The sequence below is a fragment of the Arenimonas caeni genome (genome assembly GCF_003024235.1).
Lineage (GTDB): Bacteria > Pseudomonadota > Gammaproteobacteria > Xanthomonadales > Xanthomonadaceae > Arenimonas > Arenimonas caeni.
This window is the reverse complement of the sequence record NZ_KZ679101.1, coordinates 22,670-45,246: the sequence shown is the minus strand read 5'-3', so window position 1 is coordinate 45,246 and position 22,577 is coordinate 22,670. Positions and strand designations below refer to the sequence as shown.

Genomic DNA, 22,577 nt, shown 5'->3' with positions numbered 1-22,577 from the left:
GTGTGGTCGGCGGATTTCATGTCCGACGCGCTGGCTTGCGGCCGCCGGTTCCGGACCTTCAATGTCGAGGATGACTTCAACCGCGAGGCGCTGCACATCGAGGTCGACACCTCGATCACTTCGCTGCGCCTGGTCCGGATTTTCCAGCGGCTCCAGCGCGAGCGTGGGCTGCCGCAGGTGCTGCGGACGGACAACGTGCTAACTCTGGAGTCAAGCAGGAAATATGGCTGTAAGCATCCGCAGACGCGAAATGCGCCTGATCGAGTGAGCCATCTTCGAGCTTGCACGCAGTCCCGCGGACTTCCACGTCTTCAAGATCTCCTGATCTGACCATAGTGAACACGAGGTCCGTGACGGCCTCGAACGTGCCTAAAACAGCATGGAGTTCCCGTGGAAGGTCCGAGCATTATCTACAGGATCCTATGAGGTCCCGACGGCCCTACGGAGCGGAATCGATCCACGGGGTAAAGCGTTCTCGAAGTAGCAGCGGTAGTGTGTCTGGTGCTTGACCAAGCCGTAGGCGACGCGCGCCATCTTCGCGGCCACGGCAGTGAGCGCCTTGCGCTTGCGGTCTGCATTGGTGGGATCGCAATGGATGTAGCGCTCGTACTTGGCGCGGAAGCTGTTCTCACGCATGCGGACTGCCACTGTGGCGGCGAACCAGAAGGCAAAGCGCAAACGGGCGTTGCCCCGCTTGGACAGTCGTTCCTGGCCCCGATACTGACCTGACTGGCACTTCGCCAGGTCCAGGCCGCAGTACTTGAGGAATTGGCGGTGGTGAGCGAAGCGGCGAAGATCGCCAGCTTCGGCCAGAATGGTCAGTGCGAGTACGGGCCCGATCCCCGGTAGGGACCGCAGGGCCTCATAGTCGGGCCGCCCTTCGAGCAACTGATGGGCTTGCTCAGCCAAGGCGTCGCGCTGTTGAACAAGTTGCTGGAAGCGCTGCAGCTGGAGGCGGAAACTCCGGATCTCCACCGAGTCGTCAGCCACGGGCAGCCCGATACTTCGCAGGGCGCAGTCATAGAGCTCGCGTAACCATGCCTTCTTGTTGACCTTGCGACCCACCAGTTCCCAGGCTTCCTGTCGAAACGCCTCCCAGTCGAGCAGACGGATCGAGGCGGCGGTCGGGAACCGAAGCATGAATCGTGCGAACCAGTCGGCGTGGGCGCCATCGAAATAGCGCTCGATCTCCGGGAAATACAGCGGCAGGTAATGGGTCATCAGACTGTGCTGCAGCCGCGTCCTGGCCAGGCTGATCTGGAAGTGCGTCTTGGACAGCTCCTGCAGCCCATGGTGGCCTGCGAGCAATGGGTCCACGTAGCGCAAGGTAATCCCTTGCTTGAGCAGGGCCAGGATGACACTGGCGTCCTTGGGGTCGTTCTTGTCCCAGGAGTTGAAGATCGCCTCCCGATAGCGGGCACCCGCGACGGAAGACACCAGACACACATCAAATCCTTCCTGCAGCAGGCGAAACGCCAGGGTGCGGTGGCAGTCTCCCGTGGGCTCCATGGCGATCCGGACGGGCTGGGGAACTGCACGCAAGAGATCGACCAAGCGCTGGTGATCTTCCTGCGTACTTGCCATCCGGAAACGTTGGTGCTTGCCGTCAGGCGTCTCGACCAAGACCGCGTGGTACCGCTTAGCGATATCGATCGCCACCCACGTGGCGGCAGGCGTAGCATCAGGGCGGGTAGCCATCGTCGACAAGCTCCTGTGGTGTGTGAGAACCCTCAGGATGACCTTGGAGGCGGTGGCTGCCCACAGAAAAAGCATGCTTCCAGATGTACTNGATGACCTTGGAGGCGGTGGCTGCCCACAGAAAAAGCATGCTTCCAGATGTACTACGGGCCGGAGTTCCTGGGCGAAGCCTTCACCGAATGGGCCAAGGACCAGGGGATGGCGATCCAGTACATCCAGCCCGGCCAGCCCAACCAGAACGCTTACATCGAGCGGTTCAACCGCACGTTCCGGGAGGAGGTACTCGACCAATACCTGTTCCGGCGCCTCGAGGACGTCCGCGAGGCCGCGTGGTGGTGGATGCTCGAGTACAACGAGGAGCGCCCCCACGACTCCCTCGGCGATCTGACGCCCGCCGAGGTCCGCCAGCAATACGAGGAAAGTTCTACTTTTGCGTTGTGTGCTTGACGGGGAAGCTTACGGTAGTAGCGAAGCGCGTGCCCAATTCCGCCTCGGAACTCGTCCAGCGGCATGGAATGAACGATCCAGATGCTTTCTTGGGCGCGCGAGAAGCCAACGTTCAGTCGCTGAACTTTGAGTTTGTCCTCTACGGCATCGACAGCGCCGTCAAGGCTGACCGGGAAGATGTAGTTCAGTGCATCCTGCCCGCGAGTCGCGACCATGGAATAGAAGATCTGCTGCCGCTCCTCGCCTTGGCAGGAATCAACGGTCATGACCTTCAGGCGAAGCTTATCCTCGAAATCCCGCGCTCGCGCGTGGTTGAACAGCTTCTTGGACAGGAGCGTTTGCTGCTCCCGGAACGGCGTTATGACACCAACCGTCGGGGGCGATGGGAGTTCGACCAACTCCAAGAGGCGGTCCAGGATGAAATCCGCCTCAGCCTCATTCGTGCTTCGCGTCGTACGCATCCCAATGGCATCTACCATGGTGAAGCGAATCACCTCTGAGATTGGCTTAGAGCGAATCTTGAGCGCCTGTAGCTGGTGATTGTTGAGCGATCCGTCGGAGAAGCACCTGTTCCTGAGCCAGTATGGAAACCCCCTGTCTCCTGACGGGTTGAGTTGGCGTGTCCGCGACTACTTCAAACAGGCCGGCATCGAGAAACGCGGCGCCTGCCACCTGTTCCGGCACACGATGGCCACGGCGATGCTGGACAACGGCGCCGACATCCGCCACGTGTAGGAGATCTTGGGCCACGGCCAGATCACCAGCACGCAGCGCTACACGCACGTGTCGATAGCGCGACTGCATGCGGTGCATGCGGCGACGCACCCGGCGGCGAAGCTGCTGCGCGATCCTGACGCTGCCGGCGAGCCCGGCGACGCGGCTTAACGGCTGCGCCGTTCAAGCCGACGTCGCCATCGCCCGGCCGAACATCCTGGTGACCGGGGAGTAGAGAGCGAGTCGGTCAGCGCCCTGCTGCGCAGCGCGCTGGTCTTTACTTGTCCGGGGGTCAATCGCCCTGCGGGCGATTGAACATAACGCGGCGTTATGCAAACCGCCGGTCTGTCACAGCGCTTGCGATGCTGCCTTTGGCCATGGGTTTGCTTGCAGGCAAGCGCTGCGCCAGCCCGTCGCTTCGCATAACACGCGTTCATGTCTTGCGCCCCCGGAAGAGCAAGAGCCGATCACCCAACGGTGCGTGTGGGCGCGTGTGCTGCGCACACCCACCCACGGCGTGCTGTGCGCGTTCCGCGCCTGCTTCGGCCGGTGCGCGAGCTGCGCGTGGGCAGTGTCCGCGGCTCCGGCCAGGTCCGGGCCACGCGCTGGTTAGCAGGGAAGGGTATCCGGCCCCCGACCAACGCCGCCCCGGAAAGTGGACGGGCGCCGGGAGACTACCTGGGAGAAAAGCGTCACCGTCGGGGCGCTGCCCCGACACCCCGATTCCTGTCCGGAGCGGCCGAACCTTCTACCTGCTGACCATCGATCCGGTCGAAGCCGAGGATCGCCACCGGCTGAAGCCGAACCGGACAACCGGGGCGCCGTGATGTGCTTGCCGATCCGGAACCTGCGTCCTTGACGCGCCCGCGCTGCCGGCCGAAAGTCGCATCAAGGGCTTCGGGTGATCGACGGGAGGTGCTTCAAGACGGGTTGGCGACCGCAGGCCGCGCCGCATCAAGGGTTGATCGCAGCACCAGGCGGAACCCGCGTCGGGTCAGAGTGTTCAGCGCTATTACGATCCGTCGATCGGCGTATTCTTGAGCCCAGACCCGGTCAATACAGATCCAAGTACAGGATCCGTATTTTCCCGCTACGAATACGCCTCCTCAAACCCGCTCAAGCTTGTCGATCCCGATGGGCGCTTAGCGAGGCGCCCGTGGGAGCGGCATCCTTGGGAACAAAATGGTCCTTCCGGGCGTTTCGGCGGGACGCCAAGTTTTGCGGATGATTTTCAGCTCGGAGGTCCAACAAGAAGGCCTGCAAACGGCAAGAACAAGCACGCCGCAAGAGACCGCATGCTAAAGAAGGCTGTTGCGCGCTACAAGCCTGAGACCGAAGGTGCTGCGGTTGAATACGACCCGAGCTTGAGGGCCGGCGGCACGACCATCGGGACTAGCACAATCCTTCTTGGGCCTAGTGCCTTCGGAGGAACCCTAGGGGGCGTGGCCTCTGCCATCGAGCATGAGGGGAGGCACATCCGTCAAGAAAAGCGACGTATGGGGTACTCGACGCTGCAACTATGGGCCGATGAAGCTGAGGCGTATGGGTTAGGGCTTCAAAGCGCGGAAAGCTTCGAGCTTTCTGACTGGGAGATAGAACGAACCAAGGATCTTTATCTGAGATACTTCAATGAACTACCGGCAGATATGCAAGAATCGGTCATCGAAAGGCTTGGGGGAAATCCACTTGAGCAGTAATCGCTTGGTGCTGCTTTCAGCATTCGCCGTTTGCTGCGCGATGTGGTTGGCAGCGGGTCAAGCATATGGTCCCGGTGATTTGTCAAACAGCCTGCAATTAATCGTGGAAGAAAGAGGCGGCGAAATTGTCGCCACCCTCAAGAATGTGGGGTCCGCAGAACAGACGGTGTATTCATCAGGTGAGTTGGCGGGGCGCGGCCTTGGAAACACCTACTCTGTGGTGATTAATGCCCGGCAAGGGGCGTCCCATCCGCCGTGCGTAACGTTCTATGGGGCGGCGGACACGGGGGAGAAGGAGGTTTTGGCAGTCAGATCGGAGAAGCAACTCGTTCGGACGAATGCCCATAGTATTTCGATACTACATTGCCTGCCTCTCGGCGAATACGACATTCTTCTTATTCATAGGATTCCTGACGGAAGAATTGTCGTTTCTAACTCGATTAAGATTACGGCTGGTGACGAAAAGAGATTTGGAACATCGGGGTCTGTGCCTCTGTCTGATAGCCGGTAGGATCAGATCAAAATGGGGTTGCGATGTAATGAAAGCGCTCCCTGGCGCGCAGGGCGCACATCGTCCAGGAGCTCATCCAGAACCTTCGCCAGCTGCCCGAGCGCAGCCGCGACGCCCTGGGCGCGAACGTGGTGATAGACGACAGCTACGACTACGACGCCAACGGCAACGTGGCGGCGATCTCTGACGGCCTGCCGGGCCAACCGGGCAACCGGGACATGGCCTACGACGAGCTCGACCGCCTGGTCAGCGTGATCGCAGGCGCGGCGCAGGGCGGCAACGGCAGCTTCGCCTACGACCCGCTCGACAACCTGCGGGTGCTCGACCAGGGTAGCCGCCAGTTCCGCTACCACTACGACGCCGACAACCGCCTGGCGCAGATCAAGTCGCCCACCGGCGCGCTGCTGCACAGCTTCGGTTACGACGCCCGCGGCAATACCACCAGCAAGGATAGCGGCACGCTGACATTAGACCTTGAGAACCGGCTGACGGAATCGCGCCTTCCCGGCTACCAGAGTTACGTCTACGACGGCTTGGCTCGCCGGGTGCGTGAGCGCGCCGACGCAACGTCCACGTACTTCTACTACAGCCACGAAGGCAAGCTGCTCTACACCAACGACCACAAGACCAACACCCGCACCGACCACATCTACCTGTCGGGCAGCCTGGTGGCGGCGCGCAGGGTGCCGTTCGCGGGCGGCAGCGGCGAAGTGATCTACCAGCACACCGACGCCCTGGGCACCCCGGTGGCCTTCACCGACGCCGCCGGCAACGTCACCCGCCGCGAACGCATGACCGCCTGGGGCGAACCCGCCGACGGCACCTGGAGCAACGAGCCGGGCTACACCGGGCACCAGATGGATGCAAGCTCGAAGCTGGTTTACATGCAGCAGCGCTACTACGATCCGGCGGTGGGGCGCTTCCTGAGCGTGGATCCGGTGACGGCGCTGGATTCCGGAGACATGCGGCACCTCAATCGCTACGCGTATGCTTACAACAACCCACTACGGTTCGTTGACCCGGACGGTCGGCGTGGCGGCGAAGCTCGAGCGCGTGCCGATAGGCAGAGGCAATACGAAGAAGCTCAGGGCGACGAATCCAAGCGGGACTCTTTCGTGAAAAGGGCGCACGAACGGGGCGGCTTGGGAGGCGTCGAGCCAACCTATCGGTCGAATGAGAAAGACTTGGGGTCTTGGGATTCACATACCGGAGAAAAATCAATTGGCCCTGGCGCCTTTGATTACCCAAACGCGGAAGACGTTGGAAGCGTCATCTACCACGAAGGAAGGCATGAGGTTCAATCCAACGAAATCGCGGACAACGTGCAACTTAACAACTCCAATGCGAACACGGTTCTTCAGGATGAAGCCTATCGGGGCGAGCTCTCCGATAGCAATCCGGTTCGCGGCGGGATGTCGGAAAGGTATCGTCAAGATACAGAGACTAAAAGGATCGATAATCGTAGCAAAGCCAATGCAACCAACCGGGCGATCATTGATGCCGGGGGAAGCTGCCGAACATCTTTCTGCGGCGGGGATTGACGATGACAGCGAGAATACTGATCGTGGTGACGTATTTTCTATTGGTGGTCTTTGCCGGAGTGCTCTTTAGCAAGGATAGAGGCCGAGCCCCTCCCATCGATGATTCCCTCATTGTGGTGCTCATCAATGATCTGGTAGCGGAGAGGCGTATTGCGGTTTCGGTGATTAATGTTCGAGCCGCCAACATTCGGCTTATTGGTGCGGTAGATCACGCTGTGAATATGGGCGATGCGGCCGTAGTTTTCGAACGAAACGGCATCGAGTATCGGCGGGAGCGTTTGCCATCTCAGCTGTTCTCCGAGCTCATTGAATGGTACCCGGGCGGACAGGGGTTTACCCAAGCGAAGAAGAAGGAGAACTATGTCGCCGCGTTCGGTTTAGGGGCTGGTTGCTACAGCATGAGAGTGAGCTACTCGAACGCGGCCGCTGTGATGGCTCCGACAACTGGTTCGCCAGGTCCGACTACCGTTCCCGCTGAGGCTGTATCGAAAGTCTGCTTTGACGGGCGTGACGTTGCCAATGCGTTGGCGAACGGAAAGCCCCGAGAAGGCAATCCTACCGGAGCCGAACCGTCGGGTTGAGCGCGTCGCATTCGATGCAGCAGCGCTACTACGATCCAATCGTAGGCGTACTTCTTTCGGCTGACCCTGTTGACGCACTCTTATCCCCTGTCGCCCAGTTCAACCGATATCGCTATGCCAACGGCAACTCCTATCGATTCAATGATCCAGATGGTCGTCGGGCGATTGACAGCGTGATGCCTGGAGAGGCGAGCTGCTTCCTGCAGATTCGTTGCGGAGCTCCCAGGTTTTCGACTCCGCCCCCTCGTGCTGAGCGCCCATACGATAAGAAGCTAGCTGAAGTGCAGGCCACGTATCCGGATATCACGACAGAAATCGCCGATGCAGCATACGACAGGATTTCTCAAGACAATGCGGTGTCCACGGCTCCAGGCGGGAATGAATGGGGTTTTGAGATAGATCAAGGTAGCGACGGGTCAATTAGCGTGACCAAATCCAGAGAAGGCGATAGGGGAAACGTAGGATTCTCCCTGCGCCCAGGGGTCACGAAGGCCTTGGGTCACACCCACGGAAGAAGCTCTGATTGGCACAACAAGTACTTCTCTCGCAACGATGTTGCGGCCTCCAAGGCCCTAGATAAACCAATTCCGATCTTTTTGGGAAACAACGCAGGCGAATTCAGGGTTTTCATGGACGGGATGCCGAGAGATGGCAAGGTTGACCATGGAAGGCTTCGCGGAGCGGAGGGGGAATTATTGTGTTCGAACTGCATCCCTGTGCATGGAGAATGAATGCCGTGAGTACTAGAGCTCTCATGCTGTTTCTTCTGGCAACGGTTGGCGGCTGTGCGGCAGTGCCTGAGGTTGGAGTAAGTGCGGTCTATCTTCGGCGGGTTGCAGTAACGGAGGCATCGCAGTCTGATGTATACCCAGATCCAATGCTGATTCCGGAAAACTACTTGCGCGTGCCGCCACGTGACTTGAGAACAGCCGTCGAGGTGCTGTTGACCAGCATTCAAACACCCGGGGAGTCGGTGGAGTCGAAATCTTCCTGTCGGATCAAGGCGGGGTCGAAGCTTTGGGAGGTGTTCGACGAATGCGTTCCGCGATTTTGTGCCAGTTTGCCGGAGCGATCAAGAGACAGTGGGTGTGGCTACGTGCTGAAACTGGATGACTGGATCCAGACTGAGTGGCTTGGAGGATTGTGTCGAATCGAGCCCTTCAGCCGACCGTCTGAGCTGGTTGCCTGGTTCCGTTCCAAGGGCGTCGACGACTGTAGTTCAATGAGTGAGATCGTAACAGTCGCGTACATGCAGAGCGTGTTGGGAATCCCTTGGCAGCAAGGTGAACTGATCGCCTCGGCAAGGGAGGCCCCGTAGGCTTTGGCTGGCCTGGCAGACTTTCGGCAACGTAGGTGGTAGGGGGAATTGGCTACGACGCCCTCGACCGCCTCGCCGGAGTGGTGGCCGGCCCGGCCCAGGGCGGCAACGGCAGCTTCGCCTACGACCCGCTCGACAACCTGCGGGTGCTCGACCAGGGCAGCCGCCAGTTCCGCTACCACTACGACGCCGACAACCGCCTGGCGCAGATCAAATCGCCCGCCGGCGCCCTGCTGCACAGCTTCGGCTACGACGCCCGAGGCAACACCACCAGCAAGGACAGCGGCACGTTGGTCTTCGACCTGGAAAACCGGGTTACCGAAACGCGCCTACCCAGTTACGCCAGCTATCTCTACGACGGATTGGGGCGGCGCGTCAGGGAGCGAAGCGGCAACAAGTCGACGTACTTCTACTACAGCCATGCCGGCAGCCTGCTGAGGACCGCTGACTACAAGACCTCGGTCAATACCGACCACATCTACCTCGCCGGCAGCCTCGTGGCTGCGAGAAAGGTGCCGCAAGGTGGCGGCGTCTCCGAAGTGACCTACCAGCACACCGACGCCCTGGGCACCCCGGTGGCCTTCACCGACGCCGCCGGCAACGTCACGCGCCGCGAACGCATGACCGCCTGGGGCGAACCCGCCGACGGCACCTGGAGCAACGGCCCCGGCTACACCGGCCACCAGATGGACGCGGCGTCGAAGCTGGTTTACATGCAGCAGCGCTACTATGACCCACGCGTCGGCCGCTTCTTGAGCGTCGATCCGGTTCCGACCAAACCGAACACTGGAATTAACTTCAATCGGCTATGGTACGCAAATAACAATCCAATTCGATTCGTCGACCCGGACGGAAGATATGTTTGTGAGGGCGAGGCGTGCGACCTAACTCGAGCCGCGCTGGAAGAGACGAGGAGCGCGCTGCAGAATCCTGAGAACTCGGCTGATATGAACAAGGCGTTGAACGATACGTTGGCCTTCTATGGGGAAGAGGGAGTCGATAACGGGGTCACGGTTGTAGCTGGTTCGCTCAAAGAAGGCACACTGGGGACCGTGAGTGTTTATCGCGACGCGGATGCGCCCGGAGGGATGCGAAATATCGTCACTGTTGACATTGAGCAGAACAACGCAATGTCCAAAAGTGCGAATTTGCGAGCATCAATAATTGCAGCAGCCACTCTTGTGCATGAAGGTGTTCACGGCGCAACCCAACGGGCAACGGGATACAATCTCTACATTCGATCCGAGCTAAATGACGACGAAATTCGGGCATACACTACGGAAGCGCGATTCTTCCAATCCATCGGAGTAAATCCATACGGGTTGCTCCGTGCGGACGGGTCGGTAAATTACGAAGAAGTCGGTCGATCCGCCGACAACTCAGTAAAAGCGGCGTGTGCTAGCGGGTACTGCGAATGAAGCCAATCCTATTGTTCGTGCCCCTGTTGCTCCTTCTCGGGTGCCAACCTGCGTATATCTCACGTGAAACACGAGGGTGTAGTTCTGTGGAACAGATCCTCTTGAACCAATCTGAGTGCGACGGCCAAGAGGTCTCGATTGTTGGCTACTTGACGTTTACCCGGCACGGAATATTCATTTCTGATGCTGAGGATTCAGAGGGTGTGATTGCCGCACGAATAAGCAAGAGCATCGACCACTGGGAGGGCTCCAGGAAGTTGATTGCAAGGGTTCGATCCCTTCCGCCTGCAACCTCAAGAACCTTGTTCGGGCGTTTCCGAGGTGTTCTGGTCTCCATTCCGGGAGACAAGCTCGAATTGGAAGTTTTTTCAGACACTGAGCTGTCAGAAACCAGTCGCTGACCCGCAACCTGCGCCAGCTGCCCGAGCGCAGCCGTGACGCGTTGGGCACCAACGTGGTGCTGGACGACAGTTACGACTACGACGCCAACGGCAACGTGGCGGCCATTTCCGACGGCCTGGCCGGTGGCCCGGGCGATCGCGACATGAGCTACGACGCCCTCGACCGGCTCGCCGGCGTGGTGGCCGGCCCGGCCCAGGGTGGTAATGGCAGCTTCGCCTACGACCCGCTCGACAACCTGCGGGTGCTCGACCAGGGTAGCCGCCAGTTCCGCCACCACTACGACGCCGACAACCGCCTGGCGCAGATCAAGTCGCCCACCGGCGCGCTGCTGCACAGCTTCGGCTACGACGCCCGCGGCAACACCACCAGCAAGGACAGCGGCACGTTGGTCTTCGACTTGGAAAACCGGGTTATCGAAACGCGCCTGCCCAGTTACGCCAGCTATCTCTACGATGGATTGGGGCGGCGCGTCAGGGAGCGAAGCGGCAACAAGTCGACGTACTTATACTACAGCCATGCCGGCAGCCTGTTGAGGACCGCTGACTACAAGACGTCGGTCAATACCGACCACATCTACCTCGCTGGCAGCCTCGTGGCGGCGAGAAAGGTGCCGCAAGGTGGCGGGGTCACCGAAGTGACCTACCAGCACACCGACGCCCTGGGCACCCCGGTGGCCTTCACCGACGCCGCCGGCAACGTCACCCGCCGCGAGCGCATGACCGCCTGGGGCGAACCCGCCGACGGCACCTGGAGCAACGGCCCGGGCTACACCGGCCACCAGATGGACGCGGCGTCGAAGCTGGTCTACATGCAGCAGCGCTATTACGATCCGGCGATCGGGCGGTTCCTGTCGGCTGATCCGATGGCGTCGGACATGCAGAACGGCTGGAATTTCAACCGATACAATTACGCGGCAAACAATCCATACAAGAACGTCGACCCCGACGGGCGCGCCTGCGACAGCTTATCGGGCGGCGGATGTGGAATGACTGCAAGTGGGCAGAGCACGGGAACACAGGGTTCGATAGAGGAAGTTGCTGAACTGGCGGTAGACTTCACGCCAATACTAGGCGACGGCAAAGCTATAGGTGAAGCTATCGCGGATCCCACCGCAGTAAACGTGATCGCTGCCGTTGTAGGGGTCGTCCCTGGCGCCGGAGACCTTGCAGGAAAGGCCCTTAAGAAAGCTGCAAAAGTGTTCAGCAAGGAAAAGCAAGCGCTAGTAGAGATGGCGAAGGCTGACAAGAGGACAGGGATGACGGAAGCTGACATGAAGGCGTATCAAGAACTGAACAGTGAACTGCCTGACCCGTTTCCTCCTGAAAAAGTTCGAGGGCCAGAAGCGCACGATTCAGGCGCCCCGAGCTCTCAAGAGCCTCACGGTCACGTCGGTCCGGTTGACCATATACCGATTAGAGATAAAGACTAATGGCGCACATCGTTGATCAACTACGTCGCGCAGGTGAAGAATTGGGAGTCGAAGTACTACGATATCCGATCATCGACCTTGACGATGGCACAAGCATCTCGCCTTGCGCGTTGGTAGTCGGAGTTGGCTCCAAGAAAGGGATGCTCATTTTCTTGGACTACTCGCAAGTAAAGCCGGTATTGAATAGCGTGCGCAACAGCGGCTTTGGCTTCTCAATCCTCCCAGAGCCGAGAGAAGACGTTGACTTCGACATTTCTAGCTTCGAAAGCATGTTTCTTGATTGGGGTTGGAAGAAGTAGGCCGCAAGCGCTGCCACGTCCTCAATGAGCTCAATAAGGGCGGCGGGCTAGCGGGCGCTAGATCGATGCGGAGGCGAGGCTGGCTACATGCAGCAGCGCTATTACGACCCCGCCGTTGGGAGGTTCCTGTCGGCGGATCCGATGTCGTCGGATATGCAGAATGGCTGGAATTTCAATCGGTACAACTATGCGGCCAACAATCCGTATAAGTTCAAAGATCCCGACGGCCGAATTATTGAAACGGTCTGGGACGCCGGCAATGTGGTGATGGGTGTTGTGAGCGCCTACGACAACTTCAGCAGTGGCAAGCCGAACCAGAACGCCTACATCGAGAGTTTCAACGGCCGGCTGCGCGACGAATGCCTCAACGAGCACTGGTTCCAGAACGTCCTGCACGCCCGGACGGTGATCGAAACCTGGCGCCGGGAATACAACGAGGAGCGACCCAAGAAAGCACTGGGCGGGCTGACGCCCGCCGCCTACGCCAAACGGATGGCCGAGATCGGCTACCCTAACCCCGGACTCTAAATGGACCCGCTACTGAAAGCGGGGGGACGTCGGTCAACGACGCTTGCTAGCCGGCCCCGGCGCGGGCCGGCCCGGTGTAAAATCCCGAGGCCCACACCAGGAAACCCGCCATGTCCCGCACCGACACCGCCACTGCCCGCGCGCCGGCCAATGCCGAGCGTCGTTACGAGGTCGCCCGCGCCGAGCTGCCGCTGTCGTGCCCGACGCCGGCGATGGCGCTGTGGAATTCGCACCCGCGGGTCTACCTGCCCATCGAGGCCAGCGGCTCGGCCACCTGCCCGTACTGCGGCGCGGTGTTCGTGCTCAAGGACTGAGCCGGCGCCCGGCCCTTGGCCCGTCGCCTCACCGTCGTCCAGCTGCTGCCCGCCCTGAACAGCGGCGGGGTCGAGCGCTCCACGATCGAGATCACCGCCGCGCTGGTCGCGGCCGGGCACCGTGCCGTCGTCATTTCCGAGGGTGGCCGCCTGCTGCCGGCGCTGGAAGCCGCCGGCGGCGAGCACATCAACCTGCCCGTGGGCCGCAAGTCGCTGGCCGCCTTCGCCACGATGCGGCGCCTGCGCGCCGAGCTGGCGCGGCTCAAGCCCGATATTGTGCACGCCCGCTCGCGCCTGCCGGCCTGGCTCGGCTGGCACGCACTGCGCGGCCTGCCGGCGCCGCGCCCGTGTTTCGTCACCACCGTGCACGGCCTGAATTCGCCGGGCCGCTACAGCGGCATCATGGCGCGCGGCGAGCAGGTGATCTGCGTCTCCGAAACCGTGCGCGCACACGTGCTGCGGCACTGGCCCGGCACCGACCCGGCCCGCCTGCAGGTGATCGAACGCGGCATCGACCCGGCCCGGTTCCCGCGCGGCCACCAGCCCACGGCCGGGTGGCGCGCCCGTTTCGCCGAAGAGTTCCCCGAACTGCAGGACGGCCGCCTGCTGCTGCTGCCCGCTCGCGGCACCCGCCTGAAGGGCCACGCCGACGCCATCCGCCTGCTGGCGGACCTGCGCAATGCCGGCGAGGACGCGCGCCTGTGGCTGCTGGGCGCGCGCGAAGCCGGCCGCGAGGCCTACGTGGCCGAGCTCGAGGCCCTGGCCACCGAGCTCGGCGTGCGTTCGGTGCTGGCCATCAGCCCGCCGCGCAGCGACATCGTCGACGCCTACGCCGTCGCCGACCTGGTGCTGCAGCTGTCGAACAAACCCGAGGCCTTCGGCCGCACCGTCATCGAGGCCCTGTCGGTGGGCCGGCCGGTGCTGGCCTGGGACCGGGGCGGCGTCGGCGAGTTGCTGGCCGGCCTGTATCCGCTCGGCGCCGTGCGGCCGGGCGACCGCACCGTCCTGGCCGGCACCGCCCGCGCCCTGCTGTCGGCGCCGCCGCCGATGCCGGTTACCATCCCCCACACCCTGGCGGCGATGCAGTCGGCCACGCTGGAGCTGTATGAGCGACTCGTCCAAACCTGAAGCGTCCCTGCGCTGGGCCCCGTGGTGGGTGCTGGCCTCGGTGGCGCTGTGGCCGCTCACCGGCCCGGCCGAAGCCGTGCTTTCGCTGGGCGCGCTGGCGGCGCTGGCCGTGCTGCTGCTGCAGCGCTTCCGCGGCGGCATGGCCCTGCTCAGCCACGAGGCCTGGGCGCTGACGACGGTGCTCTTCCTGGCCTACTGGCTGCCCGAGCTGATCTCGGCGCCCGACGCCTTCAACGCCCCGCGTGCATGGCGCGAAACCCTGCTCGACCTGCGCTACCTGCCTTTCCTGTGGCTGGTGGCGATGGCGGTGGCGAACGAGCGGGGTCGCCGGCTCACTTTCACCGGTCTGGCCGTGATCGCCGGCTTCTGGCTGCTCGACGGACTGGTGCAGGCCGCCACCGGCTGGAGCCTGGGCGGGCCGGCCACGGCCGACCGCCTGAGCGGCGTGTTCGGCGCCGGCAACCTCAAGCTGGGCCTGGTGCTGGCCAGCCTGGCACCGTTCCCGCTCACCGCGGCGGCCGAACGCTTCGGCGTGGCGGGCTGGATGGCGGTGGCCCTGGCCCTGGTGGTCGTGGTGCTGCTGGCGGGCGCGCGCGCGTCCTGGCTCACGCTGGGCCTGGTGCTGCTGGCCAGCGGCTGGATGCAGTTCCGCGCCCGGCGCGTGGTGCTGGCCATGGTGGCGGCGTCGGCGCTGGTGATGCTGGGCGCGCTGGCCTGCTCCGACGCGCTCCAGGCCCGCTTCGAACGCACGACGGCCGCGCTCGAGGGTGATGCGGCGGGCATGGACCATGCGCTTTCCGGCCGGCTGCCGATCTGGCGCACGGCGGTGGACATGGCGCTGGCGCACCCGGTCAACGGCGTCGGCGTTCGCAGCTTCCGCGACGCCTATCCGGCCTACGCAGCGGACGACGACCCCTGGCTCGCCGATGCCGAACACGGCGCCGGTTACCACGCCCACCAGATCGTGCTCGAGGTGCTGAGCGAAACCGGATTCGTCGGCGCCTTCTTCTGGCTCGGCGGCGTGGCGCTGGCCTGGCAGGCCTGGCGCGTCGCCGCGCCCGCGGCCCGGCTGCGCGCGCGGGCGCCGGCGCTGGCGCTGGTGGTCACGGTGTTCCCGTTCAACACCCACCTGGCGGTGTATTCCACCTTCTGGGGCGGGCTGGTGCTGCTGCTGTCCGCGCTCTACGCCGGCAGCCTGCTGTCGGGCGGCGGGGAGCCGGCGACGGACGAGGCCTGAGCGGCGTGCGCTGTGTCGCCACGCCCCTGCTGCATGGCCTCGCCTGGGTGGTGGCGCGCCTGCCGCAGGGCGCGCTGCTGGCGCTGGGGCGCGCGCTGGCCTGGCTGGGCTGGCCGCTGCTGCGCTCGCGCCGGCGCATCGCCCGCATCAACGTGGATCTGTGCTTTCCTTCGCTCCCGCCCGGCGAGCGGCGCCGCTTGGCCGACCGCAGCGTGGTGAACACCGTCATCGGTGCGCTCGAGCTGCTGCGCGCCTGGCATGCGCCGTCGTCGCGGCTGCACGGCCTGGCCGGGATCGAAGGGCTGGAGCACCTGCAGGCGGCGCTGGCGCGCGGGCAGGGCGTGTTGCTGATGTGCGGCCATTTCACCCATACCGAGCTGGCCACGCGGCTGCTGGGCGAAGCCTTGGGGCGGCCGGCGCGCGTGGTCGTGCGTCGCCACAACAGCGCCTGCCTCGAGCGCTGGTTCGAGCGCTCGCGCGCGGCGGTGTTCGGGCCGAGCGTCGGCAAGAAGGATGTGCGCGGGCTGATCCGCGCGCTGCAGGCCGGCGAGCCGGTGGTGTATTCGGCCGACCAGAACTTCACCTACCAGAATGCCTTCGTGCCCTTCTTCGGCGTGCTGGCCGCCACGCTCACCGCCACGCCGGAGCTGGTGCGCCGTGGCCGCGCCGTGCTGCTGCCGTTCTGGTACCGGCGCGAAGCCGATGGCCGCTACCGCATCCGCATCGAGGCGGGGTGGCCGGACTGGCCTTCGGATGACCCGGTGCGCGACGCCGCACGTTACATGCAGGAACTCGAGGCGGTGGTGCGCGAGTGCCCGGCGCAATACCTTTGGGCGCACCGGCGGTTCAAGACCCGCCCTCCTGGCGAGCCGCCGGTCTACTGAGGGGTCGGAGGTAATTTGCCGCAGGCAAGTTACCTCCGACCCCGGTGAGAAAAGGGGACGGGTGCATTTAAAGAAGGGGGTCAGGTTCACATACTGGAAATAAGTGAACCTGACCCCCTTCTTTAAATGCACCCGTCCCCTAATAGCGGCGGCGGGAGCCGTCGGGCTGGCGCTTGAAGCGCTGGTGCAGCCACAGGTACTGGTCGGGGCGGCGGCGGATCAGGCCTTCGAGCGTGGCCATGATGCGCGCGGTGTCGGCGGTGGCGTCGCGGGTGGGGAAGCCGTCGAGCGGCGCGCCGATCTCCAGCCGGTAGCGGCCGTCGTCCAGGCGTTCGTGGAACAGCGGCAGCACCGCCGCGCCGCCCAGCCGCGCCAGCTGGTGGGTGGAGGTCAGGCTCCAGGCCGGCTGGCCGAAGAAGGGCACGAACACGCTCTCGCCGCGCCGGGTTTCCTGGTCGGGCGCGAACCACAGCACGCCGCCCTGCTTGAGGTGGCGGATGGCCGGGCGCAGCTCGTCGCGCGCGAACATCGCCTTGGCGTGCCGCAGCCGGCCGCGCTTGACCGCCCATTCCAGTGCCGCCTGCTCGTGCGGCCGGTACATCGCGCCCAGCTCGATGTGCTGGCACAGTAGGCGCAGGCAGACTTCGAGCGTGGTGAAGTGCGCCGACACCAGGATCACGCCGCGGCCGTCGGCGCGGGCGGCCTCGAGGTGGTCGAGCCCGCTGATTTCGCAGCCCCGGTCCACCGGCGCCAGCCGGCCCCACCAGGCGCGCAGGAACTCGAACAGGCCCAGGCCCAGCGACTCGAAGTTGCGGCGCAGCAGGTGCGCGCGCGCCGCGTCGTCGAGCTCCGGGAAGCAGATGCGCAGGTTGGTGTCGGCCACGCGCCGGCGCGAACCCAGCAGGTGCATCAGCGCGCGCCCCAGCACCGGCCCGGCGCGCCGCTGCAGCCACCAGGGCCAGCGCGCGACCGTCCAGCCCAGGCCGATCGCCAGCCAGGTGGGCCAGGTGCGGGGCGAGAGGGGCGGCGGGGGCAGCTCGGGCGTGGCCATGCGCGCCCATTCTAGCCGCTGGCGCCGGCGCGCCGCGGCCCGGCTCGGTTATCCTGCGCGCCATGCACCTCAGCTTTGGCCAGCGGATGCTGCTGGGCCTCTACGGCCTGGTCCTGCGACTGGCTTTCCCGATCACGCTCTACCACCTGATCTGGCGCGGCATGCGCCAGCGCGACTACCTGCGCCGCTGGGGCGAGCGCTACGGCTGGCTGGACGGCAAGCTCGACCTGCACGACACCCTGTGGGTGCACGCCGTCTCGGTGGGCGAGGTGATCGCCGCCCGGCCGCTGGTCGATGGCCTGCTGGCGCGGCACCCCGACCGGCCGCTGCTGGTCACCACCATCACGCCCACCGGCTCCGAACGCGTGCGCGCGCTGTGGGGCGATCGCGTCCACCACGTCTACGTCCCCTACGACCTGCGCGGCATCGTGCGGCGTTTCCTCGACCGCGCCCGGCCGGCGCTGGCGGTGATCGTCGAGACCGAAATCTGGCTCAACCTCTACATCGAGTGCGAGCGCCGCGGCATTCCGCTGGTGATGGTGAATGCGCGCCTGTCCGAGCGCTCGCTGCGCGGCTACCTGCCGGTGCGCCGGCTGGCGAGGCTGGCGATGGGCACCGTGGACCTGGTGGCGGCGCAGTCGCGCGCCGACGCCGCCCGGCTCGAACGCATCGGCGCCGACCCGGCACGCATCACCGTCACCGGCAACCTCAAGTACGACCTGCCGGTGCCGGCGGGCCTCCACGAACAGGCGCGCGGCTGGCGCGCAGGCTGGGGTGCGGCGCGGCCGGTGTGGATCGCCGCCTCCACCCATCCGCCGGAGGAGGCGCAGGTGGTCGCGGCGCACCGCGCGCTGCTGGCCGAACGTCCCGACGCGCTGCTGCTCTGGGCGCCACGCCACCCGGAGCGTTTCGCGCCGGTGGCCGCCGCCGCGCAGGAGGCCGGGCTGGCCGTGGCCACGCGCAGCGCCGACGGCCTGCCGGGCGAGGCAAGCCAGGTGTTCGTGGTCGATACGATCGGCGAGCTGCTGTCGTTCTTCGCCGCGGCCGACGTCGCTTTCGTCGGCGGCAGCCTGTGCGAGGTCGGCGGCCACAACGTGCTCGAGCCGGCGGCGCTCGGCGTGCCCGCCGTGGTCGGCCCGCACACTTTCAACTTCAAGGACGTCACCCGCCAGCTTGGCGAGGCCGGTGGCCTGCGCCAGGTTGCCGGCGCCGAGGCGATGGCGGCGGCGATCCGCGAACTGCTGGGGGATCCGGCGGCGTGCCGGGCGATGGGCGACGCGGCGCGTCGCGCGGTGGCGGAATCGGGCGGCGCGGTGGCGCGCACGCTGGACCTGATCGACGAGGTCCTGGCGGGCCGGCGCTGAGCGCGCCGGCCCGGGTCGGGCTTACTGCGCGCCTTCGAAGTCGGCCAGGGCCGCCTCGGCATCGGCCACCAGCACGGCGTTCACCGCCTGCAGGTCTTCGAGCGAGATGGTGCCGGCGGCCTGCTTCAGGCGCAGGGTGTTGACCAGGAAGGCGTGGCGGGCGCGGGCGTACTCGCGCTGGGCCTGGAACAGCGCCTGCTGGCTGATCAGCACGTCGACGATGGTGCGGGTACCGACCTCGAGGCCGGCCTCGCTGGCCTCGTAGGCGGCCTGGGCCGAAACCACCGACAGGCGGCGCGCCTCGACCTCGGCCTCGCCCGCCGACAGCGAGCGCTGGGCGTTGCGGGTCAGGCGCTCGACCGCGCGGCGCTGCTGCTCCAGGCGGTCGGCGGCGATGTCGCGGCCGTAGACGGCCTGGCGCACGCCCGACTGGACCGCGCCGCCGGCGTACAGCGGCACGCTCAGCGAGATGCCGACGCTGCTGCCGCCGCCCGAGGTGTTCGGGCCGCCCGGGTATTCGTTCTGCCAGCCGGCGTTGTCGCCGATCGAGGCGCTGGCCGAGAGCGACGGCAGGTGGCCGGCGCGGGCGGTGCCGATGTCGCGCTCGGCCGCGGCCAGGGCCAGCTCGGCGGCGCGCAGGGTCGGGTTGGATTCATTGGCGATCGCCACCCACTCGTCGGCGCTGCGCGAGTCGGTGTTCTCCGGCTTGAAGTCCGGCGACAGGCCCCTGAGCCCGTCCAGGCGCTCGCCGGTGATCTCGGCCAGGGCCTCGCGGGCATCCTCGAGCGCGGTGGTGGCGGCGATGGCGTTGGCGCGGGCGCTGTCGTAGCGGGCGCGGGCTTCGTGCACGTCGGTGATCGGGGCCAGGCCCACTTCCAGGCGCTTCTCGGCCTGGTCGAGCTGGCGCTTGACCGAGCGCTCCTCGGCGCGCGAGGACGCCAGCGTCTCGATGGCGGTGAGCACGTTGAAGTAGGCGTCGGCCACGCGCACCAGCAGGTTGTCGGACTCGGCCTTCAGGCCGAAGGCGGCCTGCTCGTCGCGCAGCTTGGAGGCACGCAGCGCGGTGTAGTTGCCGTGGTCGTAGAGCGACTGGCTCAGGCTCAGCCCGTAGCTGCGGTCGCGGTCGTAGCCGTCGACGCCGCGGATGCGGCTGTCGGTGAGGTTGGCGCTGCCGCTGATCTGCGGCAGCAGGCGGGCGCGGTTCTGCACCACGCCTTCGCCGGTGATCAGGCGCTCGGATTCGGCGGCGGCCAGCACCGGGTCGGACTGGCGGGCCAGCTCATAGGCCTGCATCAGGTCGGCGGCCGAGGCGCCGCCGGCGGTACCGGCGAGCAGGATGGCGAAGGCAATGGGGCGAAGGCTCAGGCGCATGGGGGAGGGTCCTGGATTCAAAGGGTGAACTGCGGGGCCGGCTCGGCGCCGTGCAGGTAGGGCACGTCGGTCTCGAACAGGCTTTCGCGGAGGAGGCCGTCGCCGTCGCGGGTGAGCAGGATGGCTTCCTGCACCGGCGACTGGCCGTGGATGACGAACAGGCGGCCGCCCGGCCGCAGCCAGCCGGCGAAACGCTCGGGATCGGTGGCCACGGCGCCGGTGACGCAGATGGCGTCGAACTGGCGGCCAGGCTGCCAGTCGAACACGTCGACGGTCTCGAGGCGCACGTTGGTGATGCCGTCGGCGACCAGGCGGGCGCGGGTGCGCTCGGTGAAATCGGCATGGCGGTCGATGCTGGTGACTTCGCGCGCCAGATTGGCCAGGCAGGCGGTGACGAAGCCCGAGCCGGTGCCGACCTCGAGCACCTCGTCGGAGGGCTCCAGCGCCACGGCCTGCAGCATGCGGCCCTCGACCACCGGCTTCATCATCACCTCGCCGTGCTCGAGCGGCAGCGGCAGGTCGGCGAAGGCCAGCTTGCGGTGGCGCGGCGGCACGAAGTCCTCGCGACGCACGGTCATCAGCGTTTCGAGCACGCGCGGGTCGAGCACGTCCCAGGGTCGAACCTGCTGTTCGACCATGGCGAAGCGGGCCTGCTGGAAGTCAATGGTCATTACGGCTAAATCCTTGAATCACAAGGGCTGCAATTCTACGCCCGGGGCGGGTCTGCGGGAAGGATGCGGGGCGTCCGACGGCACCCGTAGTGCCATTGGTCATTGAGACAACCGGCGCCGGCGGGCGCGGTTCAGCGTTCATCGCCGCACCGGCCCGTAGGCACGAAGAAACATGTCCACCGTCGCGTCGAGGTGACGGTCCAGCGCATCGCCGGCCAGGGCGGCCGGGCAGCCGCACAGCAGGCGGGCGTGGCACTCGCCCTTGAGCAGGGCCAGGAACTGGTGCGCGGCGAGGTCGCAGTCGGACACTTCCAGCTCGCCGGCCTCGGCCTCGGCGCGCAGGAAGGCGGCGAACGCTTCGTGGATGCGGCGCGGGCCGGCGTCCCAGAACAGCTCGGGCAGGGTGGAGCCGGCGGGCCGCTGCTGGCCCATGATCCGGTGCACCGCCACGGCTTCGTCGGACGTGATCAGCCGGAACAGGGCCTTGCCGATGCGCAGCAACTGCTGGCGCATCGGGCCCTGGAAGCGGACGTCGAACAGGTCGGCCGGCAGCAGGTCCTCGCAGCTGGCCTTCACCGCCTCCAGGAACAGGGTTTCCTTGTCCTGGAAGTGGCTGTAGACGGTCAGCTTGGAGACCCCGGCGGTCTGCGCCACCGCGTCCATGGCCGTGCCCTCGTAGCCGCGGGCCAGGAACAGCGCCTTGGCCGCATCGAGGATTGCGGCGCGCTTTTCCAGGTCCTTGGGACGGCCCGGGGAGGCCGGGCGGGCGGGGGCGCTCATGTGCAGGGCATGTGATTATTGAACTGGCGAGTATGGTAAAGCTACCATCCGCCCAATTCAACGTGAGCACCGCCGTCATGACCACCTTCTCCACGCGACGCTGGATCCTGTCGGCGGGCCTGCTGGCCCTGCTCGCGGGCTGTGGCGACGAGGCCGCCAACGAGGCGCCGGCGCGGCCGGCCTGGGTGGTGCAGGCCAGCGCGCAGGGCGCGGCGCCGACGGCCTACGCCGGTGAAGTGCGGGCGCGGCACGAGCCGGCCCTGGCCTTCCGCATCGGCGGCAAGATCGCCCGCCGGCAGGTCGAGGTGGGCCAGCGCGTGAAGGCCGGCCAGGTGCTCGCCGAGCTCGACGCCTCCGACGTGGCGCTGCAGCGCGAGGCGGCCCAGGCCCAGCTGGTGTCGGCCGAGGCCGATCTGGCGCTGGCGAAGTCGGAACTTGAGCGCTACCAGCAGCTGCTGGGCCAGCAGCTGGTCAGCCAGTCGCTCTACGACGCGCGCAAGTCGCAGTACGAGGCCGCCGAGGCACGCGTGCGCCAGGCCCGCGCCCAGGCCCGGGTGTCGGTGAACCAGGCCGGCTATGCGGTGCTGCGTGCGCCGGCCGATGGTGTCATCGCCCAGCGCGTGGCCGAGGCCGGCCAGGTGGTGGCCGCCGGGCAGACCGTGTTCGTGCTGGCCGAGGACGGCCCGCGCGAAGTGGCCATCTCGGTCCCCGAGCGCGAAGCCTCGCTGTTCCCGGTCGGCCGCCCGCTGTCGGTGGAGCTGTGGTCGCTGCCGGGCAAGCGCTTCCCTGGCCAGCTCAGGGAGATCTCGCCTTCGGCCGATCCGCAGGCGCGCACGTTCGCCGCGCGGGTGGCCTTCCAGCCCGGCGACGCGGCCGTGGACCTGGGCCAGAGCGCGCGCGTCTACGCCAACGGCGGCGACACCGGACTGATGGCGGTGCCGCTGTCGGCGCTGCATGCGAAGGACGGCCAGCCCGCGCTCTGGGTGGTCGACCCCGCCGATTCCACCGTTTCCCTGCGGCCGGTGCAGGTGGGCGCCTACGGCGAGTCCACGGTGCCGGTGACGGCCGGGCTGCAGGCCGGCGAGTGGGTGGTGGCGGCCGGCGTGCACCTGCTGCGCGAGGGCCAGAAGGTGCGTCCGATCGACCACCAGAACCGCCCGATCCCGCTCGCCGCCGCCGCGGACTGAGGTCGCC

General features: G+C 65.7%; 21 protein-coding genes and 6 pseudogenes. 21 read left to right on the top strand and 6 right to left on the bottom strand.

The annotated features are described in order from the left end of the window. A pseudogene (locus tag C6N40_RS12940) lies at window positions 1-195 on the top strand (IS3 family transposase); the annotation flags it as partial. A 225-nt stretch (window positions 196-420) separates the two neighbouring features. Here C6N40_RS12940 and C6N40_RS12935 read toward each other — a convergent pair. After that, window positions 421-1,698, bottom strand: a complete 1,278-nt coding sequence (locus tag C6N40_RS12935) for an IS110 family RNA-guided transposase (RefSeq protein WP_106991448.1) — start codon at window positions 1,696-1,698, stop codon at window positions 421-423. Window positions 1,699-1,789: 91 nt separating this feature from the next. On the opposite strand from C6N40_RS12935, the pseudogene C6N40_RS12930 reads away from it, so the two are divergent. After that, window positions 1,790-2,145 (top strand): annotated as a pseudogene (locus tag C6N40_RS12930) (integrase core domain-containing protein); the annotation flags it as partial. Window positions 2,146-2,276: 131 nt separating this feature from the next. Here the strand turns inward: C6N40_RS12930 and C6N40_RS14670 are convergent. Beyond that, a pseudogene (locus tag C6N40_RS14670) lies at window positions 2,277-2,606 on the bottom strand (AAA domain-containing protein); the annotation flags it as partial. Between the two features lie 79 nt (window positions 2,607-2,685). On the opposite strand from C6N40_RS14670, the gene C6N40_RS14340 reads away from it, so the two are divergent. The 17 genes and pseudogenes from C6N40_RS14340 to C6N40_RS12865 all read left to right on the top strand — a co-directional run bounded on the left by C6N40_RS14340 (window position 2,686) and on the right by C6N40_RS12865 (window position 16,146). After that, window positions 2,686-2,880: a tyrosine-type recombinase/integrase gene (locus C6N40_RS14340; protein ID WP_338024614.1), complete on the top strand. Its 195-nt coding sequence runs from the start codon at window positions 2,686-2,688 to the stop codon at window positions 2,878-2,880. 6 nt (window positions 2,881-2,886) lie between these two features. Beyond that, window positions 2,887-3,030 (top strand): hypothetical protein, encoded by a 144-nt coding sequence (locus tag C6N40_RS14335; RefSeq protein WP_205208610.1) that lies wholly within the window; start codon window positions 2,887-2,889, stop codon window positions 3,028-3,030. 842 nt (window positions 3,031-3,872) lie between these two features. After that, a pseudogene (locus C6N40_RS12915) lies at window positions 3,873-4,556 on the top strand (RHS repeat-associated core domain-containing protein); the annotation flags it as partial. Beyond that, a complete protein-coding gene (locus tag C6N40_RS14155) occupies window positions 4,546-5,067 on the top strand; it encodes a hypothetical protein (protein ID WP_162782228.1) in 522 nt (173 codons plus the stop codon). The pseudogene C6N40_RS12915 and the gene C6N40_RS14155, both read left to right, overlap by 11 nt. Before the next feature lie 128 nt (window positions 5,068-5,195). Continuing rightward, complete coding sequence (locus C6N40_RS12910; RefSeq protein ID WP_162782227.1) at window positions 5,196-6,608, top strand: RHS repeat-associated core domain-containing protein; 1,413 nt, start codon at window positions 5,196-5,198, stop codon at window positions 6,606-6,608. Between the two features lie 2 nt (window positions 6,609-6,610). Beyond that, window positions 6,611-7,189, top strand: a complete 579-nt coding sequence (locus C6N40_RS14150) for a hypothetical protein (protein WP_162782226.1) — start codon at window positions 6,611-6,613, stop codon at window positions 7,187-7,189. Between the two features lie 14 nt (window positions 7,190-7,203). Continuing rightward, window positions 7,204-7,920 (top strand): RHS repeat-associated core domain-containing protein, encoded by a 717-nt coding sequence (locus tag C6N40_RS12905; protein ID WP_106991439.1) that lies wholly within the window; start codon window positions 7,204-7,206, stop codon window positions 7,918-7,920. Window positions 7,921-8,066: 146 nt separating this feature from the next. Next, a complete protein-coding gene (locus C6N40_RS14145; RefSeq protein ID WP_162782225.1) occupies window positions 8,067-8,507 on the top strand; it encodes a hypothetical protein in 441 nt (146 codons plus the stop codon). A gap of 35 nt (window positions 8,508-8,542) precedes the next feature. Continuing rightward, the gene (locus tag C6N40_RS12900; RefSeq protein ID WP_106991438.1) at window positions 8,543-9,925 is read left to right on the top strand and encodes an RHS repeat-associated core domain-containing protein; all 1,383 of its coding nucleotides are present in this window, start codon (window positions 8,543-8,545) and stop codon (window positions 9,923-9,925) included. A gap of 454 nt (window positions 9,926-10,379) precedes the next feature. Beyond that, complete coding sequence (locus C6N40_RS14515; protein ID WP_240183527.1) at window positions 10,380-11,756, top strand: RHS repeat domain-containing protein; 1,377 nt, start codon at window positions 10,380-10,382, stop codon at window positions 11,754-11,756. Beyond that, window positions 11,756-12,055: a hypothetical protein gene (locus C6N40_RS14140; protein ID WP_162782224.1), complete on the top strand. Its 300-nt coding sequence runs from the start codon at window positions 11,756-11,758 to the stop codon at window positions 12,053-12,055. The genes C6N40_RS14515 and C6N40_RS14140 overlap by 1 nt, the downstream gene beginning before the upstream one ends. An 87-nt stretch (window positions 12,056-12,142) precedes the next feature. Beyond that, window positions 12,143-12,271, top strand: a pseudogene (locus C6N40_RS14565) (RHS repeat-associated core domain-containing protein); the annotation flags it as partial. Between the two features lie 87 nt (window positions 12,272-12,358). Further along, window positions 12,359-12,583, top strand: a pseudogene (locus C6N40_RS12885) (integrase core domain-containing protein); the annotation flags it as partial. A gap of 110 nt (window positions 12,584-12,693) precedes the next feature. Further along, window positions 12,694-12,897: a zinc-finger domain-containing protein gene (locus C6N40_RS12880; protein WP_106991437.1), complete on the top strand. Its 204-nt coding sequence runs from the start codon at window positions 12,694-12,696 to the stop codon at window positions 12,895-12,897. A 15-nt stretch (window positions 12,898-12,912) separates the two neighbouring features. Next, window positions 12,913-14,025, top strand: a complete 1,113-nt coding sequence (locus tag C6N40_RS12875; RefSeq protein ID WP_106991436.1) for a glycosyltransferase — start codon at window positions 12,913-12,915, stop codon at window positions 14,023-14,025. Further along, window positions 14,003-15,262, top strand: a complete 1,260-nt coding sequence (locus C6N40_RS12870; protein ID WP_106991435.1) for an O-antigen ligase family protein — start codon at window positions 14,003-14,005, stop codon at window positions 15,260-15,262. The genes C6N40_RS12875 and C6N40_RS12870 overlap by 23 nt, the downstream gene beginning before the upstream one ends. Window positions 15,263-15,267: 5 nt before the next feature. Continuing rightward, window positions 15,268-16,146, top strand: coding sequence for a lysophospholipid acyltransferase family protein (locus C6N40_RS12865; RefSeq protein WP_162782223.1), 879 nt, complete (start codon window positions 15,268-15,270; stop codon window positions 16,144-16,146). 139 nt (window positions 16,147-16,285) lie between these two features. Here C6N40_RS12865 and lpxL read toward each other — a convergent pair whose 3' ends face one another. After that, window positions 16,286-17,197 carry an LpxL/LpxP family Kdo(2)-lipid IV(A) lauroyl/palmitoleoyl acyltransferase gene (lpxL, locus tag C6N40_RS12860; RefSeq protein WP_106991433.1) on the bottom strand — a complete coding sequence of 304 codons (912 nt, stop codon included), beginning with the start codon at window positions 17,195-17,197 and terminating at the stop codon, window positions 16,286-16,288. A 62-nt stretch (window positions 17,198-17,259) separates the two neighbouring features. Between lpxL and waaA the strand changes: the two genes are divergently transcribed. Continuing rightward, a complete protein-coding gene (waaA, locus tag C6N40_RS12855; RefSeq protein WP_205208609.1) occupies window positions 17,260-18,561 on the top strand; it encodes a lipid IV(A) 3-deoxy-D-manno-octulosonic acid transferase in 1,302 nt (433 codons plus the stop codon). Window positions 18,562-18,582: 21 nt separating this feature from the next. Here waaA and C6N40_RS12850 read toward each other — a convergent pair whose 3' ends face one another. The 3 genes from C6N40_RS12850 to C6N40_RS12840 all read right to left on the bottom strand — a co-directional run bounded on the left by C6N40_RS12850 (window position 18,583) and on the right by C6N40_RS12840 (window position 21,383). After that, complete coding sequence (locus tag C6N40_RS12850) at window positions 18,583-19,932, bottom strand: TolC family outer membrane protein (RefSeq protein WP_106991432.1); 1,350 nt, start codon at window positions 19,930-19,932, stop codon at window positions 18,583-18,585. A gap of 17 nt (window positions 19,933-19,949) precedes the next feature. Further along, the gene (locus C6N40_RS12845) at window positions 19,950-20,603 is read right to left on the bottom strand and encodes a protein-L-isoaspartate O-methyltransferase family protein (RefSeq protein ID WP_106991431.1); all 654 of its coding nucleotides are present in this window, start codon (window positions 20,601-20,603) and stop codon (window positions 19,950-19,952) included. A 138-nt stretch (window positions 20,604-20,741) separates the two neighbouring features. Next, window positions 20,742-21,383 carry a TetR/AcrR family transcriptional regulator gene (locus C6N40_RS12840; protein ID WP_106991430.1) on the bottom strand — a complete coding sequence of 214 codons (642 nt, stop codon included), beginning with the start codon at window positions 21,381-21,383 and terminating at the stop codon, window positions 20,742-20,744. A 62-nt stretch (window positions 21,384-21,445) separates the two neighbouring features. Here C6N40_RS12840 and C6N40_RS12835 point away from each other — a divergent pair, with 62 nt between their 5' ends. Further along, entirely contained in the window at window positions 21,446-22,570 is a 1,125-nt protein-coding gene (locus C6N40_RS12835) for an efflux RND transporter periplasmic adaptor subunit (RefSeq protein ID WP_240183526.1), read from the top strand. Window positions 22,571-22,577 lie beyond the last annotated feature (7 nt).

Excerpts from the sequence above, each read along its gene's own strand:
- waaA (WP_205208609.1), top strand. The coding sequence starts at position 17,260 with ATGCACCTCAGCTTTGGCCAGCGGATGCTGCTGGGCCTCTACGGCCTG.
- C6N40_RS12840 (WP_106991430.1), bottom strand. The coding sequence starts at position 21,383 with ATGAGCGCCCCCGCCCGCCCGGCCTCCCCGGGCCGTCCCAAGGACCTG.
- C6N40_RS14140 (WP_162782224.1), top strand. The coding sequence starts at position 11,756 with ATGGCGCACATCGTTGATCAACTACGTCGCGCAGGTGAAGAATTGGGA.
- C6N40_RS12935 (WP_106991448.1), bottom strand. The coding sequence starts at position 1,698 with ATGGCTACCCGCCCTGATGCTACGCCTGCCGCCACGTGGGTGGCGATC.
- C6N40_RS12870 (WP_106991435.1), top strand. The coding sequence starts at position 14,003 with ATGAGCGACTCGTCCAAACCTGAAGCGTCCCTGCGCTGGGCCCCGTGG.
- C6N40_RS12850 (WP_106991432.1), bottom strand. The coding sequence starts at position 19,932 with ATGCGCCTGAGCCTTCGCCCCATTGCCTTCGCCATCCTGCTCGCCGGT.
- lpxL (WP_106991433.1), bottom strand. The coding sequence starts at position 17,197 with ATGGCCACGCCCGAGCTGCCCCCGCCGCCCCTCTCGCCCCGCACCTGG.
- C6N40_RS12905 (WP_106991439.1), top strand. The coding sequence starts at position 7,204 with ATGCAGCAGCGCTACTACGATCCAATCGTAGGCGTACTTCTTTCGGCT.
- C6N40_RS14145 (WP_162782225.1), top strand. The coding sequence starts at position 8,067 with ATGCTGATTCCGGAAAACTACTTGCGCGTGCCGCCACGTGACTTGAGA.
- C6N40_RS12845 (WP_106991431.1), bottom strand. The coding sequence starts at position 20,603 with ATGACCATTGACTTCCAGCAGGCCCGCTTCGCCATGGTCGAACAGCAG.
- C6N40_RS14150 (WP_162782226.1), top strand. The coding sequence starts at position 6,611 with ATGACAGCGAGAATACTGATCGTGGTGACGTATTTTCTATTGGTGGTC.
- C6N40_RS12880 (WP_106991437.1), top strand. The coding sequence starts at position 12,694 with ATGTCCCGCACCGACACCGCCACTGCCCGCGCGCCGGCCAATGCCGAG.